This is a genomic window from Dyadobacter arcticus, from assembly GCF_011762185.1.
In the GTDB taxonomy this organism is placed as follows: Bacteria; Bacteroidota; Bacteroidia; order Cytophagales; family Spirosomataceae; genus Dyadobacter; species Dyadobacter arcticus.
In genome coordinates, this window is sequence record NZ_JAASQJ010000004.1 from 412,443 (window position 1) to 430,660 (window position 18,218).

Genomic DNA, 18,218 nt, shown 5'->3' on the forward strand with positions numbered 1-18,218 from the left:
ATGATCCAATTTGATTTTGACTGGTCAGATTTACTGAATAAGCTGATTCTGGGATTTGCGCTCGCGATTTTGCCATTGCAATTGTGGATGATGGTGTTTAGAAATCGACCTTTGGGTAAAATCAGTCTTTCGGGTCGTTTGATGTTGCGTTTGCTGCTGAATATTATGCTTTGGCTTAGCATTATCGCCTTTATTGTGCAGCCCAGCTTTACGCGGCAGGCATCTTCCCGGATCCGGATGCTATCAGCGTCGGACGTATCAGTGGCATTTACGGATCATCTTGCGGATAGTTTGAAAGCAGAAAAAGCGACCATTGACGAATTGGAAAAAACCGGTGCTGATACACTTTTGATCGTCGGCCAGAATTTCCCGGAATCTCTTTTTAGTACGTTAAGACAATTGGAGCATCAGCCTATTATTCGGTGGGTACCGTATTTCGCTGACGATCAATTGCAGGGTTTGCATTGGAGCGGAATGGTGAGAAAAGGGGAGATGCAGCAGGTTTTCGGAAGCATTAAGTCGTCACAAAAGCAAGTTATCAAAGTCAAATACGGCGATAAGACGCTTGATAGCATTGCATTAAGCGCTGGTTTTACCGATTTCAGATTAAAGTTTCCGGCATTTACCCAGGGTCGCACCGAAGTCGAATTGACGTTGGCAGACAAGACGATAGATACATTGCGATTTTTTAGTCGGCCATCGGAAAAGCTGACCGTTCGTTTCTTGCTGGATAACCCGGATTTTGAAACGCGCAACCTCGCTACCTGGCTTGGGAAAAATGGGAATGCTGTAAAGTATGAGGTTAAGTTGTCGAAGGACTTAAGTGCTAATGAAAATATCAATACGGCCAAGGAACCTGATATCATTGTCACAGATCCCTTAAATGCATCCGACGCTTCGATTAAGAAAGCTTTGAAAAATGGGAAAAGCGTATTTTTTGTCAATCTAAGCAATGTCCCGGCAGAAGTTCAGGGTATTAATGCGGCATTGCGTACCAAATTTCAGATCAAAAAAATATCGAATGAACCGACAATACGCGTCTTGGCAGATTTGAATGCGTTGCCCTATCACTTTGTCAGATCAGGTTATCAGTTAGGGTTGCAGAAATTACCCGTAACGATTGAGAAAACAATGGGTAATGTCGGCGTGAGCCTGCTGGCAGAAACTTTCCCAATGCAACTGGCTGGGGATAGCATTGGTTACGAGAAAGTATGGAATGAGATCCTGGCTTTAATAAGGCCGGTTTCTGCGAATAATGTAGAGATCACGGCGCCGGTTTATGCAGGATTGCCTGCGGATATTTCGGTAAACAACTTTCGTGATTTCAAAAAGCAGCTCCTTATTGGATTAGATACGATTTTTGTTCAAAAATCATTTTTCAATACAAAATCAGGTTCCGCGAAATTTCTGCCGACTGAAACAGGCTGGGTAACATTGCGGGACTCTGTTCCCGCTGAGCTATTTGTGCAGGAAATGGGTAGTGGTTTTGATATGAGACAAATGAGCGATTTTGTAGATTCCTATCAAAACCCGATCCATTCAGGAGCGACAAATTCGAAGGTTTTAGAAAACAAAATTCATAAGAAATTACCGGATTGGTTCTGGTTTACCTGGCTATTGATCTGTTTTACAGCACTTTGGGTAGAAGCTAAATTTTAATTTTTCTCTTCCGTATCCAGATCGGCCGGCGTCACTTGCAATGGATAAGGCACGAGGTAAGAATTGGGTTCATTGATCTTGTAGCCATCATTGAGATATTGTTTAGCCTTTTCAAAATAAACCTGATTTTGCTTATCACCGGTTGCTTTCAGGATCAACGCCATATAGTAATTGGCGGTTGGATGCTGCTCGTAAAGTTGTAAACATTCGCGAAGACGTATTTCTGCTTTATCCAGATCATTGTTGAGGTAATGCATGATCCCGAAATACAGGAGCGTGTTATAATGGATGTCATTTTGCCCTTCACCTCTTTTTTGAGTTGCAATGTCTTTGAGGAAGTAGCTTTCTGCTTTTTCATAATTCTTCAAACCGGTATGCGCCATTGCCATGAAGAATGAAAACGAGTGATCCATTGTGAATGCATTCGGCATCATCATTTCGGCTGCCTCGAAATCTGCGATCCCTTTTTCATATTGTTTGGCAAAAATACAATGCAGGTAACCGCGATAAGGTAGCCACCGCCGGGGTTCCAGTTCGACAGCTTTATCAATGTTCTCAAAAACCTTCACCACATTTCCGGACAGGACATACGCCAGCGCTCTTTCCTGGTAAGCCTCCGATATGTTCGGACAAATAGCAATCAACGTATCGAAAGTTTGCACCCAACGCATATCTTCCAGCCCAAACTCATGGGCGCGTCTCGAATAATGCTGAAATAGGCTATCCTGGACTGATTTTGAACTGCAATAGGGTTTTTGCTGGGCTAGGAGATCCGTGTAGGTAGTTAGTAGTAAGGCGATTAGGATGATTTTCATAGCCAGGGGGTTGGGTATCGTAAAAATAACACTAAAAGTCTCAAATGCTACTGACATCATAAAGAGCCGGAGGCTCGACCGATACCCTAACAACGGATTTCAATCCGTTGACGCCGAAGCAGATGATAAAGCAATAGGCCAGACCTAGTAGCTCTGTTACGGTGCTCCGGTGCTCTGCCACTCCGGTACTCCGGTGCTCCGGTACTCCGGTACTCCGGTAGTCCGGGTTGAAACCCGGAGTTAAGATATCGGTCGGACCTCTGGCCCTTTTGACGCGTTCCAAGCGACAGCGCCCGTGTTGTTTGGTAACCAAACGCTTCTTACTTTTGGCAAAACTTCACACTAAGCAACTTTTTCCATTAAGAATGCACCTGGCTGCATTGAAACAACTTCTAAGAGATAGGTCGGAAGAAATGAGTGAGGATCAGAGGTTAGAGGTTTGGAAGAAAATTGAAGCATTACAGGATGTGATAGAGGTATTGGAAAAGCTTTCAAAAAAGTAAATAACAGGGATATGGAAACGAAATCAGAGTTGACCTTAGAAATTGAGCGGTTACTGGCTGGGGCGGATGTGGCGATAAAAGAGGCAACCGCGTATTTGATCAGCCAGGGCGAAGTGGTTGACCTGTCTGATTGGGTTACTATAAAAGAATATTGCAATCGATTTGATATAAAAAACGTCGAGACGGTAGTTAACTGGATCAGCCGTGGGATCATTCCTGCTGAAAATGTTCGAACGATCGAAGAATTCAATAATATCAGACTGATTAAAGCAGTACCATATAAGATTAAGGCTACTTTGCCTCTTGACTAATGGTCTTTCGCTGGCGAGAACACCAGCAACGGCAAACCACCGACATAGGGGCTACTCCGACCTCAAACTCTTGATCGGATTCATCAGCGCCGCTTTAATCGCTTGAAAGCTAACAGTTAGCAATGTGATCAGCAATGTCCCCAGGCCGGTTAAGATGAAAATCCAGAAGGAGATTTCAGTCCGGTACTGGAATTTTTCGAGCCAGCCATTCAGGAAATAGTAAGAGACCGGCGCGGCGATCACAAATGCGATGCAGACAAGAATGACAAAATCTCTCGAAAGCATTCCCCATACATTTAAAACGGTGGCGCCAAGCACTTTTCTGACACCAATTTCTTTTGTGCGCTGCTCAGCAACGAATGAAGCAACCCCAAATAATCCCAGACAGCTGATCAATATTGCTAACGCGGAGAAGAAACTGGTCAGCTTGGCAATGCGGACTTCGTCGTAGAACTTCCTGTCGTAATCCTGGTCCACAAAATGCGCTTCAAAAGGGATTGCTGGGTCATATTTCTTGAAAATGCTTTCAATTTTTTGCAGAGCTGCGCTGCCACTTAATCGCGGATTTATGCGAAGGCTGATGACGCCGCCCATGTCGTTGGCCAGACTGTAAACGAGCGGCCTTACTGGCTCATACGGCGAATCAACGATCATATCTTTCACCACACCGATGATCTTGACGGGCGTTCCGAACCAGGTAAGGTTTTCTCCAACCGGATTTTTGAGGTCCATGAATTTTACGGCAGCTTCATTGACAACCAGTCCTGATGAATCGCTTGCGAAGTCACGGCTGAAATTCCGGCCGTCTGTAAATTTCCAGCCAATGGTCTCTGCGTATTCGTACGAGACATTGTTATAGCTGAAATCTGTGGACAGTGATGGGTCTTTATCTTTCCAAACAATCCCGCTTGTCGAGGCCCAGTTGTTGGTAGCTGGACTATTGGATTCGGACATTTCGATTATCGCATTGTTACTTTTCAGCTCTTGCCTCACCACCTCGAAATGCTTATGGATCTCGGGCGTCCATAAATAAACCGTCACCAAACCCTCCTTGGAATAACCCACGGGCCTGTTTTTAGCAAACTGGATCTGCCGGAAAACGACTGTCGTACCAATAATGAGGACGATTGACACGGTAAACTGAACGATTACCAATGCCTGCCGGGGTATCGCAGCAAATCTCCCTGCTTTGTATGTGCCTTTTAGAACCTTAATCGGTTGAAATGACGAGAGATATAATGCGGGGTAACTTCCGGCAATGAATGCTGTGACTAATGTGAAGCCCAAACCCAACATCCAGAAAACAGGACTGGTCCACAAAATTTCAAGTTTTTTATCCGCTACCTCATTAAAAAACGGAAGCATGAGCAGGACAAGCAACAATGAAAAAGCAAATGCGAAGGCAACGACCAGCAGCGATTCGCTCAAAAATTGGGTAACGAGCTGGTTTCTCACAGATCCAACGGCTTTTCTAATTCCAACTTCCCGCGCCCGCTTCTCGGATCTTGCTGTGCTTAGGTTCATGAAGTTAATACAGGCGAGTAGCAGCACAAATGCACCAATCATCCCGAAAAGCCAGACATTTTCGATCCTGCCGCCGATTCGATGACCGTTTTTGAAAGTGGAATAGAGATACCATTTGTCCATTGGGTTTACGAAAACGTCCGGTTTGAATTTGAGCTGTTCGGTCCGGATATTTTTCTTCTTAACATCCTTTATCCGGGCAGAAACTTTATCCACATCGGCCTGCGCGTTCAATTGGGCAAAAATCTGAAAGTTATTCGGCCTCCATGGATCTTCCATCGTTTTGATGGAAGGGTTTTCAATCTCGTAAAGCGACCATGGCGCTACGAAAGTTAAATCACGAAATGAAGAGTTGTAAGGAAGGTCTTCGTAAACACCTGTTACCTTGACATTCTGGCTGTTATCCATTTTAATGACTTTCTCCATTGGATCAGCTTCGCCAAAAAGCGCGTCGGCCACGGATCTGGAAATCATGATGGAATTGGGTTCTTTGAGCCCAGCCCAGGTTCCGGCAAGCATCTTTAATGTGAGCATTTCCGGCGCGGCGGGCTCGATATAGTTTCCGCTTTTGCGCACTTTTATGTCGCCAAATGCCAGAATGTGCGGAGAAGTCCAGCTGGACATGAGAAGATGTTTGAAATCGCTGCCATATTTGCTGCGGAGCTCATTACCAAGAGGATAAGGAATGGCGGCTTGCGTGTAGGTAATTCCATTGCTGGTTTGGTGCTGCATTACTTGCACAATACGGCCGTGGTTTTTGAAAGATTTGTCATACGAAAGTTCATCATAAATCCATAGTCCAATCAACATCGCCACCGCCATGCCCATGGCAAGTCCGGCAATGTTAATGAAGCTGTACGCTTTGTTTTTGACCAGCGTCCGGAGCGCGATCTTGAAATAGTTTTTTATCATTTCAGGGCTGAATAAATAAGTGGATGAATAAGGACTTGGTTTTCTTTTTATAAAATAGGGCTGCATATAGCTCAGGGCCGCAAGCAGATAAAAGAAGCGGGCTTTCCTTGGGCCTTTGGATTTTGTTTCAATGGCAAACACTTCATGCAGATCGCCCATCACATCTTCGCGAAAATGCGGTGCAATGAAGGTTTTGAGCAATTTATCAATCCACTCAGGAGGCTTCCGCCCAGGAGGCTTCCACCCAGGGGGCTTAGTTTGATCTTTTTCCATGGCTACGAAAAGCTGAGTTTGGATTGGAGCTTTTCCTGCGGGATCGATTGCCACAGTTGTTGCCGTATCTCCTGAACTTCCAGTAATGCCCTGTTACCGTAACTGGTGATTGTAAAAAAGCGCTTCCTGCGGCCGCCTCTTTCGGCAGTAGCTCCGCCCATTTCGGAGGTGAGGAATCCTTTTTCCTCCAATCGGTACAATGTTGCGTGAACAGCGCTTAATGTAATAGAGCGGCCTGTGGCTTGCTGTATGCTTTCCCAAACATTGACACCATAAGCAGGATCAGTGCTGGCGGCGACTACGAGCAGGACGATTTCCTCAAATTCTCCCAGGAATGTTCTCTTCATAAAACCAGAAGTCTATTAGTTTTAATTATGCAGAACAAATACTTTGCCAGATCACGAGAACAATGTCCAGGAGCTGGAAACGATGATTTTGGAATATTTTTCTGTTCAAAAACGGACAAGGAATATTTGTATCGGACAATTTTTAAAAATAATTACTTGGCAACTGTAACGAATTTGGAGGTCAGTCGTCTTTGTATTTGAAATGGATTTACAAGCCTTCAACCAACGTATCCTTCCTGTGCAGGGGCGCCTGTTCAGACTGGCGCAAATGTTTCTTCGCAATCGCGAGGAGGCGGAAGATGCCATTCAGGATGTGTTGCTGAGATTGTGGACGAACAGGTTACAACTGGAAAGTTATCAGAGCATTGATGCATTGGCGGTTCAAATGACCAAAAATCTTTGTCTGGACAGGCTTAAATCCCATCAAAAACAAAAAATGCAGGATGGTGCGGACGTAGCGGAAGTGGAGGCGAATGTCCTTTCACCACATAAACAATTGGAAGACAGCGACAGCACAGCATTGATCCATAAGTTGATCGGTGAACTGCCGGAGCAGCATAAGCTGGTGCTTCATCTGCGCGACGTGGAAGAATATTCATTTGAAGAGATCGAGGAAGTAACAGGGCTGACCAATGCAAACATTCGGGTGATCCTGTCGAGGGCGAGACAAAAGCTCCGTGACAATTACCTTAAAGCAAACGACTATGAAGCAGGATATTGAAAAGTTACTGGAAAAATATTACGAGGGTGAAACCACCGTCGAGGAAGAAAAAGAGCTGAAAAGGTATTTTCAAAATGAGGACATTCCAGCTCATCTGAAAAGTCACACGGCGCAGTTTGGCTATTTTGTTGAGGCAAGAAACGAGTTTCCATCGCTTCTTTTCAGCAGCGAACTGGCCGCAAAATTGGATCCACCGAAACCGGGTACTGTCCGGCAATTCGGCAGCTGGCTCATCAGGATCGCCGCAGGCTTAGCATTACTGATTGTTGGTTTTACCGGCGGCTGGCTATTTCAGTCACGTTTAGAGCAGGGCGATAATGTGTTCCTGGCCAACTCAAAGGACATCGCTTCTCAAAATGCCATGAAGGATGCGCTGGCTTTCGAAAAAATGAATGTTAACTCGGCCAGCGAACGAATTCAGGCGGTGAACCAGAGTTATGAGTTGTCGAATGTAGATAAGGACATTACGCAATTGCTGATCAACACCCTCAATTTTGATCCGAATGTGAATGTCAGGCTGGCCGCATGTCAGGCATTGCAGCATTTCGGTAATGAGCCGAATGTGAGTGAAGCATTGGTGCAATCGCTTGCCATTCAGACAGATCCGAACCTGCAAATCACATTGATAGAGGTTTTGATTTCTATAAAAGAAAAAAGGGCACTCGTTCCTTTGCAGCAACTGGTACGTAACCAGAAAGTAATGGAAGTGGTGAGGATCAGGGCAGAACAGGGCGTTAACCAGCTCAGCACAGCGGACGTTTAAAATTTTAATCAATTATATATTTTAATCAAAAACCATGAAAAAAGTACTTTTAATGAGTATGGTGCTCTTGTTGTGCCTTACAAAATTGCAGGCACAGGAGCGCGAACACAAGACGAAGCTTGCCAATACTAAAGACAAAAAGGTAACCATTGAGATGGCGGGCAGCAATGTAAAGATCGAAGGTTATGCTGGCGATGAAGTGATCATTGTGGCCTCGTCGGGCGTTGAAGCTGCTCCGGAAAGAGCGAAAGGATTAAAACCGCTATACAGCACAGGTGTCGACAATACAGGTCTTGGACTGTCGGTAACTTCGGAGGCCAATGGCGTGAAGATTGAAAAAGTAATGCGAAAGGATGCGAAATATACGATCCGGCTCCCTAAAAACGTGGCGCTGCTTTTTCAGGAAACCAACTGGCAATCCTCCAAGCTCAACATCAGCGGCATGGATGGCGACCTGGAAATCCGTACCAATGGAGCGGACATTAACCTGAATAATGTAACCGGCCCAATCGTGGCAAATACGACGAGCGGCAATGTTAATGTTGTTTTTTCAGGGCTGAATCAAAGCAAGCCTACTGCCATATCTTCAATCAGCGGTGAAATCGACATTACCCTTCCGGGCACCGCGAAGTCGGATATGAAGCTGCGGTCGATTAATGGTGAAATGTATACGGACTTTGATCTCGGTACGAAAAGCACAAAAAACGGACTTTCCAAAGTAGGCGGAGGCAGTAACATTGAAGGTACTACAAATGGTGGAGGCGTTGAGGTTCAGCTGAATACGATCAGCAGCAATATTTATATCAGAAAAAAATAATCATCACTTTTGCATCTAGCGTCATGAAACAAAGCCTAATCATTTTCATCCTGACATTATTGGTAAGTCAGTTATTTGCTCAAAAAATTATCGAAAAACACATGCCCTACAAGGATGGGCAGACTGCGAACCTTAACCTCAAATTCGCTGACAGCATTCAGGTGAGGTATTGGGATAAGCAAGAAGTTTTTGTGAAAATCAGGGCCGTGATCAACAGCAACAAGCTGAATGATGCATTGCTGGTGAAAGGTCACACAACAACTGATGAGATCGTCCTGGAAGTAGATTTTGACCAGGAAATGATAAAGCAGGGAAAAGCAGAAGATTGTCCGGGTAACAACAGAAGCACCTGGAATGACAAAAATGGAGAAAACAGACACTATTTGTGCAAGGAAATCAATTACCAGGTTTTTTTACCCCGCAATGCAAAGCTCAAATTGGAAACAATTGACGGCAACATTGACATTCAAGGCACGGGAACGCCGGTTTTTGCGAAGACGATCAGTGGCTATGTGGATATGAGCTGGCCCAAATCAAAAGGCCTCAATGTAGCCATGAAAACCATTACAGGCGAAGTATACTCCGATTTTGAAATTGATTTTAAAAACAAGAAACAGAAACACCCGATTGTAGGGTATCTGCTGGAAGGTACCTCCAATGGCGGCGGCCCTGATGTGAAGCTGGAATCGATTAGCAATGATGTTTATCTCAGGAAAAAGGAATAGTTCACGATCAGTAAGATTTACAGCATCGAAGAGAAGTTCTCACAAGAGCTTCTCTTTTTTTTGTAAACAAAATAGGTAAATTAGTCGAAGACAACTTCTTGGCTATTCTTTCACTGCTCCTATGAAATTAATTTTTACGGTATTAATACTTTCCTTCATCATAAATGAGGCGACATTCTCACAAGATACTCCGAAGGCCCCGTCGAAGCCCGCAGCGGTAGTGACGATCACTTCCTTCATCGAGGGAATGAAAAAATATGAAGGCTTTTTCGATTTTTACTACGATGAAAAGGCAGGCAAATTATTTCTGGAAGTCGATAAGCTGGACAAGGAATTCCTGTATTTTTCCTCATTGACGGATGGTGTGGGCAATGGTGGTCCCGAAAGAGGCCAGGCGTCTTCGGCGCTGGCAAAATTTGTGAAAGTAGGCCCGAAAGTCCTTTTGATTGAGCCTGTTACCAGTTATCGCGCCATTTCCCAAAACTCAGCCGAAAAGAAGGCCGTAGAAAACGCATTCGCCAAATCAGTGATATGGGGTTTCGCGCCGGTTGCGACGGAAGGGGAGAGGCTGCTGATCGACATTACACCATTTATTATTCGTGATAGTCAGAATATTGCCGGACGGCTGGTCGCTCGCAGGGCCAATGCGCCCGCGGGCGGGACGTACCGTGTGGATGAAACGCGTTCGGTTGTTTATATTGAAAACACGAGAAATTTTCCGAAAAACACAGAATTTGAGGCGCTGATCACATTTATTGGTGGAACTCCGGGTGGCGGTTTTGGCGGCGGCGGTGGCGTTGCGCCCGACCCGACGGCAGTTACAGTTAATATGCACCAGTCGTTTGTAGAGTTGCCTGATGACAATTATAAAACACGGAAATTTGATCCCCGCTCTGCTTTTGGCATGTTCAGTTATATGGATTTTTCTGCCCCGATGTCAGAGCCTATCGTAAAGAGGTTTATCAGAAGACATAGGCTTGAAAAGAAGAATCCGGGCCCTGCGGCCAGTGAGGCGGTTAAACCAATTATCTATTACGTTGATCGAGGCGCTCCTGAGCCTGTCAAAACAGCATTGATCGAAGGAGGCGTGTTTTGGAATGAGGCATTTGAGGCGGCAGGATTTACGAATGCATTTCAGGTCAAAGAACTTCCCGAAGGTGCTGATCCAATGGACATTCGGTATCATGTGGTGAACTGGAGCAACCGGAGCGGCAGCCCGAGAGGATTCTCTTATGGCTCTTCATTTGTAGACCCACGAACGGGCGAAATCATGAAGGGCGTGGTGACGTTGGGCTCCGATCGTCACCGGCAGGATTACCTGATTGCGGAAGGTTTATTACAGCCTTATGAGGATGGAAAACCGGCGAGTAAGGCCATGCAGGAACTTGCAATGGCACGGATTCGCCAGTTATCGGCGCATGAAATCGGCCACACACTCGGTTTTAACCATAATTTTGCGGCCAGCCCAAAAGACAGAGGCTCTGTCATGGATTATCCTTTTCCCAAATTCTCTTTGAAAGCCGACGGGACGGTAGATATCTCGGATTCTTATGCGAAAGGCATTGGAAGTTGGGACAAACGTGCGGTAATGTGGGGTTATACTCAGTTTTCTCAGGGTGAAAATGAAGAACAAAGTTTGGAGAAAATCATGCAGGAGACTTTGAAACAGGGTTTTCTTTATATTCCTGACATTGGTGGAAATGCGCATCCAACTTCGCACCAATGGGACAATGGTTCCAATCCAATCGATCAAATGACCAATATTCTGGCTGTCAGGAAGAAAGTGTTGGATACGTTTTCGGAAAAAGCGATCCGGAAAGGAGAGCCGATGGCGACATTGGAAGAGGTTTTGGTGCCCGTGTATCTTCTGCATCGTTACCAGATCGAGGCAGTTGCGAAATCGGTCGGCGGGCTGTACTTCACGCATGCAGTGAAAGGCGACGGGCAGATTGTGACCAAAATGGTGGAGCCCAAGGAGCAGTGGCGCGCATTGGAATCGTTGCTAAGCACAATTTCACCCGACGCACTAGCGATTCCTGACGCATTAATCTCTAAAATACCACCCCGGCCAAGCGGGTATCCGGCCAGTATGGAAATATTCGACCGGCACACCGGCCCAACGTTCGACCCGATCGCAGCCGCGGAGACTGCCGCCGGAGCGACATTATCGTATCTATTTGATCCTGAGCGCGCTGCGCGCTTGATCGAATACAATGCAAGAGATGAAAAACAGCCAGGCCTCATGCCTGTGATCGATAAGATCATTGAAAAAACCTGGAAATCGCCACCATCGACCGGTTATAAAGAAGAGTTGCAGATACTCGTGAACAACCTCTCACTAAAATATTTATTAAAATTAGCTTCGGACAAGAAAGTTGCTGAAAACGTTCGCGGGGAAGCGCTTCTGAAAGTGGATGAATTGGGTTTGTGGATGAAGGATAAAGTCGCTTCTGCTACACCGAAGCAAAAAGCAAACCTGCTTTTTGGTCTGAGTCAAATTAGAGATTTTACTGAAAATCAGGGAAAATTTGAGTCTGCTGAGGTCATTGCTATGCCTCCCGGCGCACCCATTATGGGACTGATGGATTTTCTAAACTGCTCGGAATCATCCCAGCATCACCCCGATTTTCTTGCCATGCCAATCCGGGAATAATGCCTGATCGTTGCTGATTTGCAAATGCTGGTCAGCTACCTCGCTGAATACATTGCGAAAATCGGTGGTTACCGGTAGATCACGACCGTCTTCCAGGTTTTCGGGTGCCAGTGCTTGCATATTTCCATGCACAAGGCCTCCGTTGACATTATTTCCGATAATAAAATTGCACGAGGCCCTGCCGTGATCGGTACCGCCCGTGCCATTTTGTTTCACGGTACGCCCAAATTCTGTCATCGTCATCACCGTGACGCGGTCCTGAAAAACCTCCAAATCCGTCCAGAAAGCCAAAATGCCCTTAGCAAGATCCGCCGCATTCCGGGCAAAAACACCCTGTTGCGCCCCTTGGTTGAAATGTGTATCCCATCCGCCCGACTCCGTAAATGCGACTTCTAACCCAACTTCCATTTTGATCAGTTGAGCAATTTGTTTTAAAGAATTCCCAAAATTTGAATTAGGATAAACTGCATTGTTAGCAGGTTGATACTTAGGATCATAGGAAGCTTTCAGCATTTTGACTGCGTCAAAACTTTCTTTTCCAGTCTCTTTGAGTAGGTTTTGAGAGGTTTGGGCATAAAGTTCTTCGAAAGAGCGTGCCGCCGTGGACGCACCAGTCGGATTCCCTTTCATCTGAATAGCAAAGTCACTAAGCTTACTAATCGCAAGCGAAGGATTATCCCCGTACAACGCGCGTGGTAAGGAAGAAGTAAGGCTGATCGCCTGAAAAGGGGTTGCAGTTTCATGGCCCAGGAGACCTACCGCGCGGTTGAGCCACCCACTGGCTGTTCCTTTGTTAAATGGTGTCCCCGATTCCATATAATCCTGGGCATCAAAATGAGAGCGTGTGTTATTGGGTGACCCAATTCCATGGACGATTGCCAGCCTTTTTTCACGAAATAATGGTTCAAAAGCATTCATAGATGGATGCAGGCCAAAATTCCCATCGAGATCCACAAGAGCAGGCTGGCTTCCGTTCTTTGCAGCAGAAATGAATAATGCAGGCCTTGCGGCTTTCAAATGCGGATCATTAAACGGCGTGACGGCCATTAAGCCATCCATTGCGCCGCGCTGGAATATGCATACCAGGATTTTTTTCCTTTCAAATGGCCTGGTAATATGGTTGCCAGCCGCCACGGTCCTGGACAAAAAATGCGGTATGCCACCCATTCCCACTCCGAATAGGGCAAGTCCGCCTGATTTCAAAAATCCTCTCCTCGTTGCCATAAGCATTATTTTATAAGTTTTGATTATCTGCGTTGAAATTCAGGCGAGCCTACTGAAATACCCGCAGGGTTTGCTTTTACACCTGGTATTTTGCCCGATTCAATGGCTAGTCCAAAGTTGATGCGGTTGAGCAATGCGCCGGTGTTGATCCAATAACCGGCATAGTCGGGAAAGCCGGTCGGAGCCTGGTAATGGTATATATTCTGGCCAATCTTGCTGGCCCACGTATACAGCTGATAGGGCTGACGAATTTCGGCATCCAGGCCTCTTACTGCGCTGATTACCAGCTCAAAAGGTGATTTCGTTTTTACTCCAACTGCTTTTTTATCCCAAAATTCAGGCGCGTAAACCATGGTGGTAAGTACCGCTGCAATGCTCCCGTCTTTGGTTTGAAATGTATGGACCATTTTGTCGAGCAGACTCTGAGGCGGATTGTCACTAACAAATCTGACCGCTAATTTCTTGCAGATAAATCGGGCGGTAGATGGATGATTCGCCAGCATGGCCAGCAATTTGACCCCTTCCTGATAACCTTCGACTTTGCCAAATTTCTGACCTAGCACCTGTTTTTCTCCTGCATCGTGGCGGTTGGGCGTAAAGAGGAAATCGCCTATGCGAACATAACCCTTTGCCTGGTTCCTGTCCATGCGCTCCAACCTTTTCTGAACCATTTTTCCATAAGCATTGCTGTCCAATGGGTAGACCGTCCAGCCCGTGAGAATGCGGGCTGCCTCGGTAACATCCTGCTGGGTGTAGCCACCATCTACGCCTAGTGTATGAAGTTCCATCACTTCCCTCGCATAATTCTCATTGATTCCCTTTGTCCTTTTTCGTAAAGGCATTGGTTGCATTCCGGGCTTTTTTCCGCTATTTCTATTGGTATCTGCGGATGAACTGCTAAAATTATCGAGATAATACAGCATCGCAGGCGACTGTGCCGTGGCGAGAAGGAGGTCACCGAATTTCGCGGTCGTCATAGGACGGATCACATCCCTTTCATAGGCTGGAATAAATGGGGCGCACTGGTTTTTCGAAAAAGAAACGTTGAAATGATTGAACCAGAATTCTGTTAGTACCTCGTGCAATTGGTTATTGGAGTAAGCCGCCCGCCATATTTTTTGATTAATGAACTGACGCACCAGTTCTTTTTGTGGTTGATAGCCATTGGCTTTCATGTAAGTGGCCAGCAAAGCCCTGTATTCGCTTTTCCCCGCGGCAGATAAAGAATCTTTTTTAATAACCCCGTCCTTAACAGCCATTTGCAGGATCCGGGCGTTCCGGGGGTAGGTATTGACTACCTCACTGTTGTTTAATTTCAGCGCAGGATATTGTCGGAGCAGCTCGTCGAGTGTATCGTCTGGAAGTCCGCCTTCCAGCTGGAGTGCAAACCAGCGCTCCGGGCTTATTTTCATAACATCTTTGATTTGTCCTGTTTTTACACCATACGTAAATCTGCTCAGTAAATGGGCCACTGCTTGCTCATCCGTCAACCCTGCTTGCCTGTAGGGAAACTGGCCTGGTTTCAAGGCATTTTCATTTCTGAAAGAAACGATTAAAAAACTTAAAGCGACAATCAGCGTCCAAACGAACCAAAGTTTTGTTTTCCGTTTCATAGCCCTAAACTTTGAATGATAGTAGGTGTTAGACAGCAGGTTGTAGAGAAAGTTTAACCTGCATTGTAAGGATTTGACAGAGAAAAATGCTGCCCCCATTGAGGACAGGTTACACCCCGTTAAACCGGGAGTGTCACCACAAAAAAAGGAGCGTATTAAAATGAATAAATTATAATTGCAATCAGTTAGATGAGTAAACCTCTGACAACTAATCTTAAAAAAGTTCTTTATCTATTAATCACTTAAATGCCCGTATGAAGACGCAAACTAAGTATCTGGACGAGATTAACCGCTTGCTCGCAGACTACCTTCTCGAAATTGAGAAATCGGATCTTAAACCTCTGTCCGCACAGGTTTACCAGGTTCAATCGAAGAATTTCGTGAGATGGATCAATGGTGAATTTACACCAGGCGAAGTTAAAAAAGCCAAGCGCCTGAAAGACGCAGGAAACTAGTCTTTCGAAAAGTTGCACACAATTTACTTAGCGTTCCTCAATATTATCATGCATATAGCAGTTAGCGTTAGCGATCAGGGCTCGCTTTCAAACATTAAACTGCTTCTCTCTCCGCTGCAAATCTCAATCTCCGCAGGCTCTCAATAAAAATCCAATAAGGTGTAAACAAAACACCTTCAGGTAATAGTTACCGGAAGGTGTAAGATATACTCAACGTTTGTTACATATTTCGGTAAGACCGGATCCGAATCATTGAATGTTTCCTCCGCCCAACCAGAAATACCATACAATTATACAATACGAATTATTTATTAGATGTAGTTTGCTATAATTTGTATTGTAGCAATTTCTCTACAATTTCTATTGTGTTTTTAGGTAGATTTAGCGATACCCAAAAATCCGCCGGTTTGGAATTTTGTTAGTACATTTGGATTCCGTTGCCCTTCGTATACAGATGATAGTACAACAGATTAGACTATAAATCTGCGCGCATGAATTTATCATTTTTGGAATGGCCTGTACGGAAACAGTTGACGGAGGAGACGGATACCCTGCATAGGGCCCGCATTAAAGTTTTATCCTACGCACTTCATCTCAGGCTCTTTACAACGGGCCTTCTCTTTGTTTTTTACCTCTCTCAGGAGAACCCAATACAAACGATCCGCACCGGCATCTTAATGGGCGTGGCGATTTTATTGTATCTAGCTGTCTCAATGGGTTTTGATTGGCGCAAAGCGATCCACATTGCCGTGCTTATTTTCATGGCCATTATCTGGACAAATTTATTCGCCTCGGATAATGGATTGCACCTCGTTACCCTTCAATATGTCGCCATCATCAGTACCTGTGCATTTTATGGCCTCGGAAACTGGTGGGGGCTTTTCTATTCAGCCGCTTCCCTGATTCCTTTCTTGATCTACATTGGTTTAGGAAACCATATTGGTATTTTGTTGCCCTGGGGCCCAGAAGGCGCGGGGAATTTTGGTGTAGGGATATTGCTTTTTCACAATTTCTTTTTTCTTATCCTGATCAACTATTACTTTTTCAATTCCTTTTACGAAACCATCCAAAAACTGGATTCAAGGACGGTTGAGCTGACGGAAAGTCTTAGGTCCCTGGAAGATTCCCGCAAAACTCAGGAAGAGGAACTGAGCCATCAAAAACACTTGCTGGCCAGTATCTCACACGACATTAAAAGTCCATTGCGGTTTTTGATGACTACTACCTCCCGCCTTGCGAGGAATTATCCCGACCTGCCAACGGTAAGGGCCATCAGCCAGTCGAGTTACAGGCTTTACAACTTTATGAAAAACCTGCTCGAATACACCGAATTCAGATATAAGAACAATGGTTTGAATTTTGTGTACCTGGACGTGAATGACCTTGTGGAACAGAAATTCAGCATTTTTGCAAGTGAGGCAGAAAGCAATTCCAATGCGCTCGTGAACGGCGTGGAACCTGGTGTGATCCTGAAGAATAATCCGCAGCTGGTTGGGATCATTCTTCACAACCTCATCGACAATGCGAATAAAGTAACCCATGATGGAACCGTTGACGTGCGTTCTGTGGATTTCAGAAATGAACTGCACCTGGTTGTGAGCGATTCGGGGCAGGGGATGGACCAGCGTATCATGGACTGGATTAATGGTCCGAGCAAAATGCCGGGACCTGAGCATAACGCACAGAGCTTTGGAATGGGACTTTTAATTGTGAAAGAATTGAGCCTGCTTGTCCGTGCAAAACTGCATGCCGAGCCTAATTTTCCTTCCGGAACGTCGGTTCATATCATTTTTTCAAAAAATAATCTAAGTAGTGATCTTTCTACATGAGAAATTCTGGATAATCGCTTACCTTTAAATAAGTATTTGAAAAAATCTCCGTAGCCTTAATGAAGACAATTCTGCTGGTAGAAGACCATTCCATTGTGAGTATGGGCGTGAAGTTGCTTATTGAAGATTTTCTGCCGTCGGTCAACATTATCGAGGCGGGAAGTTTCAATGAGACTCTAAAGCATCTTCAATCGAGGTTCTTTGATCTGGTTGTTCTTGATATTAAAATCCCGGGGGGCGAAGGATCGAAAATGATCGACAAAATCAAGGCAATCCAGAGTAAGGTCAAAATTTTGGTTTTCTCTTCCCAGGACGAGGAGCTGTATGCCCTGCATTATTATAAAGCGGGCGCAAGCGGATATTTGCCAAAAGATTCGTCGAACGATGAATTGGAAAAGGCCATTACGTCCGTTTTGAACGGAGGAACTTACATCAGCAGCGTGGTCCAGAGCCAGCTGATCAATAGTACAATGCTCGAAAGGGAAAGTAAAGAAAGTCCGATAGAAACGCTGTCCAACCGGGAATTGGAAATCATGGATATGTTACTCGTCGGCAGGTGGACGAAGGACATTGCGATTGATCTGAACATTAAAGAAAGTACCGTCAGTACCTATAAAGGCAGGATCTTCGAAAAGCTTGACGTGACCAATATCCTGGAACTCTTTAAGAAAGTTGAGATCTACAAAAAACAAAAAGAAAAAACACATTAACTGCCCATTTGGCGTTATAACAACCTGTACCCTAAGTACCTGTTATCATTGGACTTTAATTTTTACAAAACAAAGAATTTACATTAATGGAAAGGGCTGTTAATTATTCCAAATCGACGGAGCTACCTTTTTTAGGCGCTGTTTTCTTGACCGTCGCTGCTGGGTCCGTGTTATGGACTTCAATTATTTACTTTATAATTCACTTCATTTTTATCAAGTAAGCAATCGTTACGTTAAACTGTTAAAGAAAGTTAAACCGGTCCTTTTTCAATGGCCGGTTAACTTTTTTTAAGATTCCCGCTGCCATTGCTTCAAGGCACAGTGAATAGTTTTGGATCCTTATTCAACAGATCCAAAACGCCTT

Annotated in this window: 16 protein-coding genes; 11 read left to right on the forward strand and 5 right to left on the reverse strand. The window is 45.0% G+C overall.

Going from position 1 to position 18,218, the window contains the following annotated elements:
• Complete coding sequence (locus FHS68_RS20580; protein WP_167274245.1) at positions 1 to 1,659, forward strand: hypothetical protein; 1,659 nt, start codon at positions 1 to 3, stop codon at positions 1,657 to 1,659.
• On the opposite strand, the gene FHS68_RS20585 is transcribed toward FHS68_RS20580, so the two are convergent.
• On the reverse strand, positions 1,656 to 2,474 hold the full coding sequence (locus tag FHS68_RS20585; RefSeq protein ID WP_167274248.1) for a tetratricopeptide repeat protein: 819 nt from the start codon (positions 2,472 to 2,474) through the stop codon (positions 1,656 to 1,658). The genes FHS68_RS20580 and FHS68_RS20585 overlap by 4 nt on opposite strands.
• Before the next feature lie 326 nt (positions 2,475 to 2,800).
• Here FHS68_RS20585 and FHS68_RS20590 point away from each other — a divergent pair, with 326 nt between their 5' ends.
• Entirely contained in the window at positions 2,801 to 2,977 is a 177-nt protein-coding gene (locus tag FHS68_RS20590; RefSeq protein WP_167274251.1) for a hypothetical protein, read from the forward strand.
• A gap of 11 nt (positions 2,978 to 2,988) precedes the next feature.
• Positions 2,989 to 3,288 (forward strand): hypothetical protein, encoded by a 300-nt coding sequence (locus FHS68_RS20595; protein WP_167274254.1) that lies wholly within the window; start codon positions 2,989 to 2,991, stop codon positions 3,286 to 3,288.
• 51 nt (positions 3,289 to 3,339) lie between these two features.
• Here the strand turns inward: FHS68_RS20595 and FHS68_RS20600 are convergent, their stop codons facing one another.
• Positions 3,340 to 5,997: an ABC transporter permease gene (locus FHS68_RS20600; protein WP_208408376.1), complete on the reverse strand. Its 2,658-nt coding sequence runs from the start codon at positions 5,995 to 5,997 to the stop codon at positions 3,340 to 3,342.
• Between the two features lie 2 nt (positions 5,998 to 5,999).
• A complete protein-coding gene (locus tag FHS68_RS20605; RefSeq protein WP_167274255.1) occupies positions 6,000 to 6,344 on the reverse strand; it encodes a PadR family transcriptional regulator in 345 nt (114 codons plus the stop codon).
• A gap of 202 nt (positions 6,345 to 6,546) precedes the next feature.
• Here FHS68_RS20605 and FHS68_RS20610 point away from each other — a divergent pair, with 202 nt between their 5' ends.
• The 5 genes from FHS68_RS20610 (at position 6,547) to FHS68_RS20630 (ending at position 12,023) form a co-directional block, all read left to right on the forward strand.
• A complete protein-coding gene (locus FHS68_RS20610) occupies positions 6,547 to 7,065 on the forward strand; it encodes a GFO_1088 family ECF-type sigma factor (RefSeq protein WP_167274258.1) in 519 nt (172 codons plus the stop codon).
• Positions 7,049 to 7,828, forward strand: coding sequence for a HEAT repeat domain-containing protein (locus FHS68_RS20615; protein WP_167274261.1), 780 nt, complete (start codon positions 7,049 to 7,051; stop codon positions 7,826 to 7,828). Before FHS68_RS20610 ends, FHS68_RS20615 begins: the two co-directional genes overlap by 17 nt.
• A gap of 34 nt (positions 7,829 to 7,862) precedes the next feature.
• A complete protein-coding gene (locus FHS68_RS20620) occupies positions 7,863 to 8,645 on the forward strand; it encodes a DUF4097 family beta strand repeat-containing protein (protein WP_167274263.1) in 783 nt (260 codons plus the stop codon).
• Between the two features lie 23 nt (positions 8,646 to 8,668).
• A complete protein-coding gene (locus FHS68_RS20625; protein WP_167274265.1) occupies positions 8,669 to 9,370 on the forward strand; it encodes a DUF4097 family beta strand repeat-containing protein in 702 nt (233 codons plus the stop codon).
• Between the two features lie 121 nt (positions 9,371 to 9,491).
• A complete protein-coding gene (locus FHS68_RS20630; RefSeq protein ID WP_167274267.1) occupies positions 9,492 to 12,023 on the forward strand; it encodes a zinc-dependent metalloprotease in 2,532 nt (843 codons plus the stop codon).
• Here the strand turns inward: FHS68_RS20630 and FHS68_RS20635 are convergent.
• Positions 11,976 to 13,247, reverse strand: a complete 1,272-nt coding sequence (locus tag FHS68_RS20635) for a DUF1501 domain-containing protein (protein ID WP_167274270.1) — start codon at positions 13,245 to 13,247, stop codon at positions 11,976 to 11,978. The two genes, FHS68_RS20630 and FHS68_RS20635, sit on opposite strands and share 48 nt — an antisense overlap.
• A 23-nt stretch (positions 13,248 to 13,270) precedes the next feature.
• Positions 13,271 to 14,860, reverse strand: a complete 1,590-nt coding sequence (locus FHS68_RS20640; RefSeq protein WP_167274272.1) for a DUF1800 domain-containing protein — start codon at positions 14,858 to 14,860, stop codon at positions 13,271 to 13,273.
• Positions 14,861 to 15,114: 254 nt separating this feature from the next.
• Here FHS68_RS20640 and FHS68_RS20645 point away from each other — a divergent pair, with 254 nt between their 5' ends.
• The 3 genes from FHS68_RS20645 (at position 15,115) to FHS68_RS20655 (ending at position 17,854) form a co-directional block, all read left to right on the forward strand.
• Positions 15,115 to 15,315: a hypothetical protein gene (locus FHS68_RS20645; protein WP_167274275.1), complete on the forward strand. Its 201-nt coding sequence runs from the start codon at positions 15,115 to 15,117 to the stop codon at positions 15,313 to 15,315.
• 491 nt (positions 15,316 to 15,806) lie between these two features.
• Positions 15,807 to 17,144, forward strand: a complete 1,338-nt coding sequence (locus FHS68_RS20650; RefSeq protein ID WP_167274277.1) for a sensor histidine kinase — start codon at positions 15,807 to 15,809, stop codon at positions 17,142 to 17,144.
• A gap of 59 nt (positions 17,145 to 17,203) precedes the next feature.
• A complete protein-coding gene (locus FHS68_RS20655) occupies positions 17,204 to 17,854 on the forward strand; it encodes a response regulator (RefSeq protein ID WP_167274280.1) in 651 nt (216 codons plus the stop codon).
• The last annotated feature ends 364 nt before the right edge of the window (positions 17,855 to 18,218 follow it).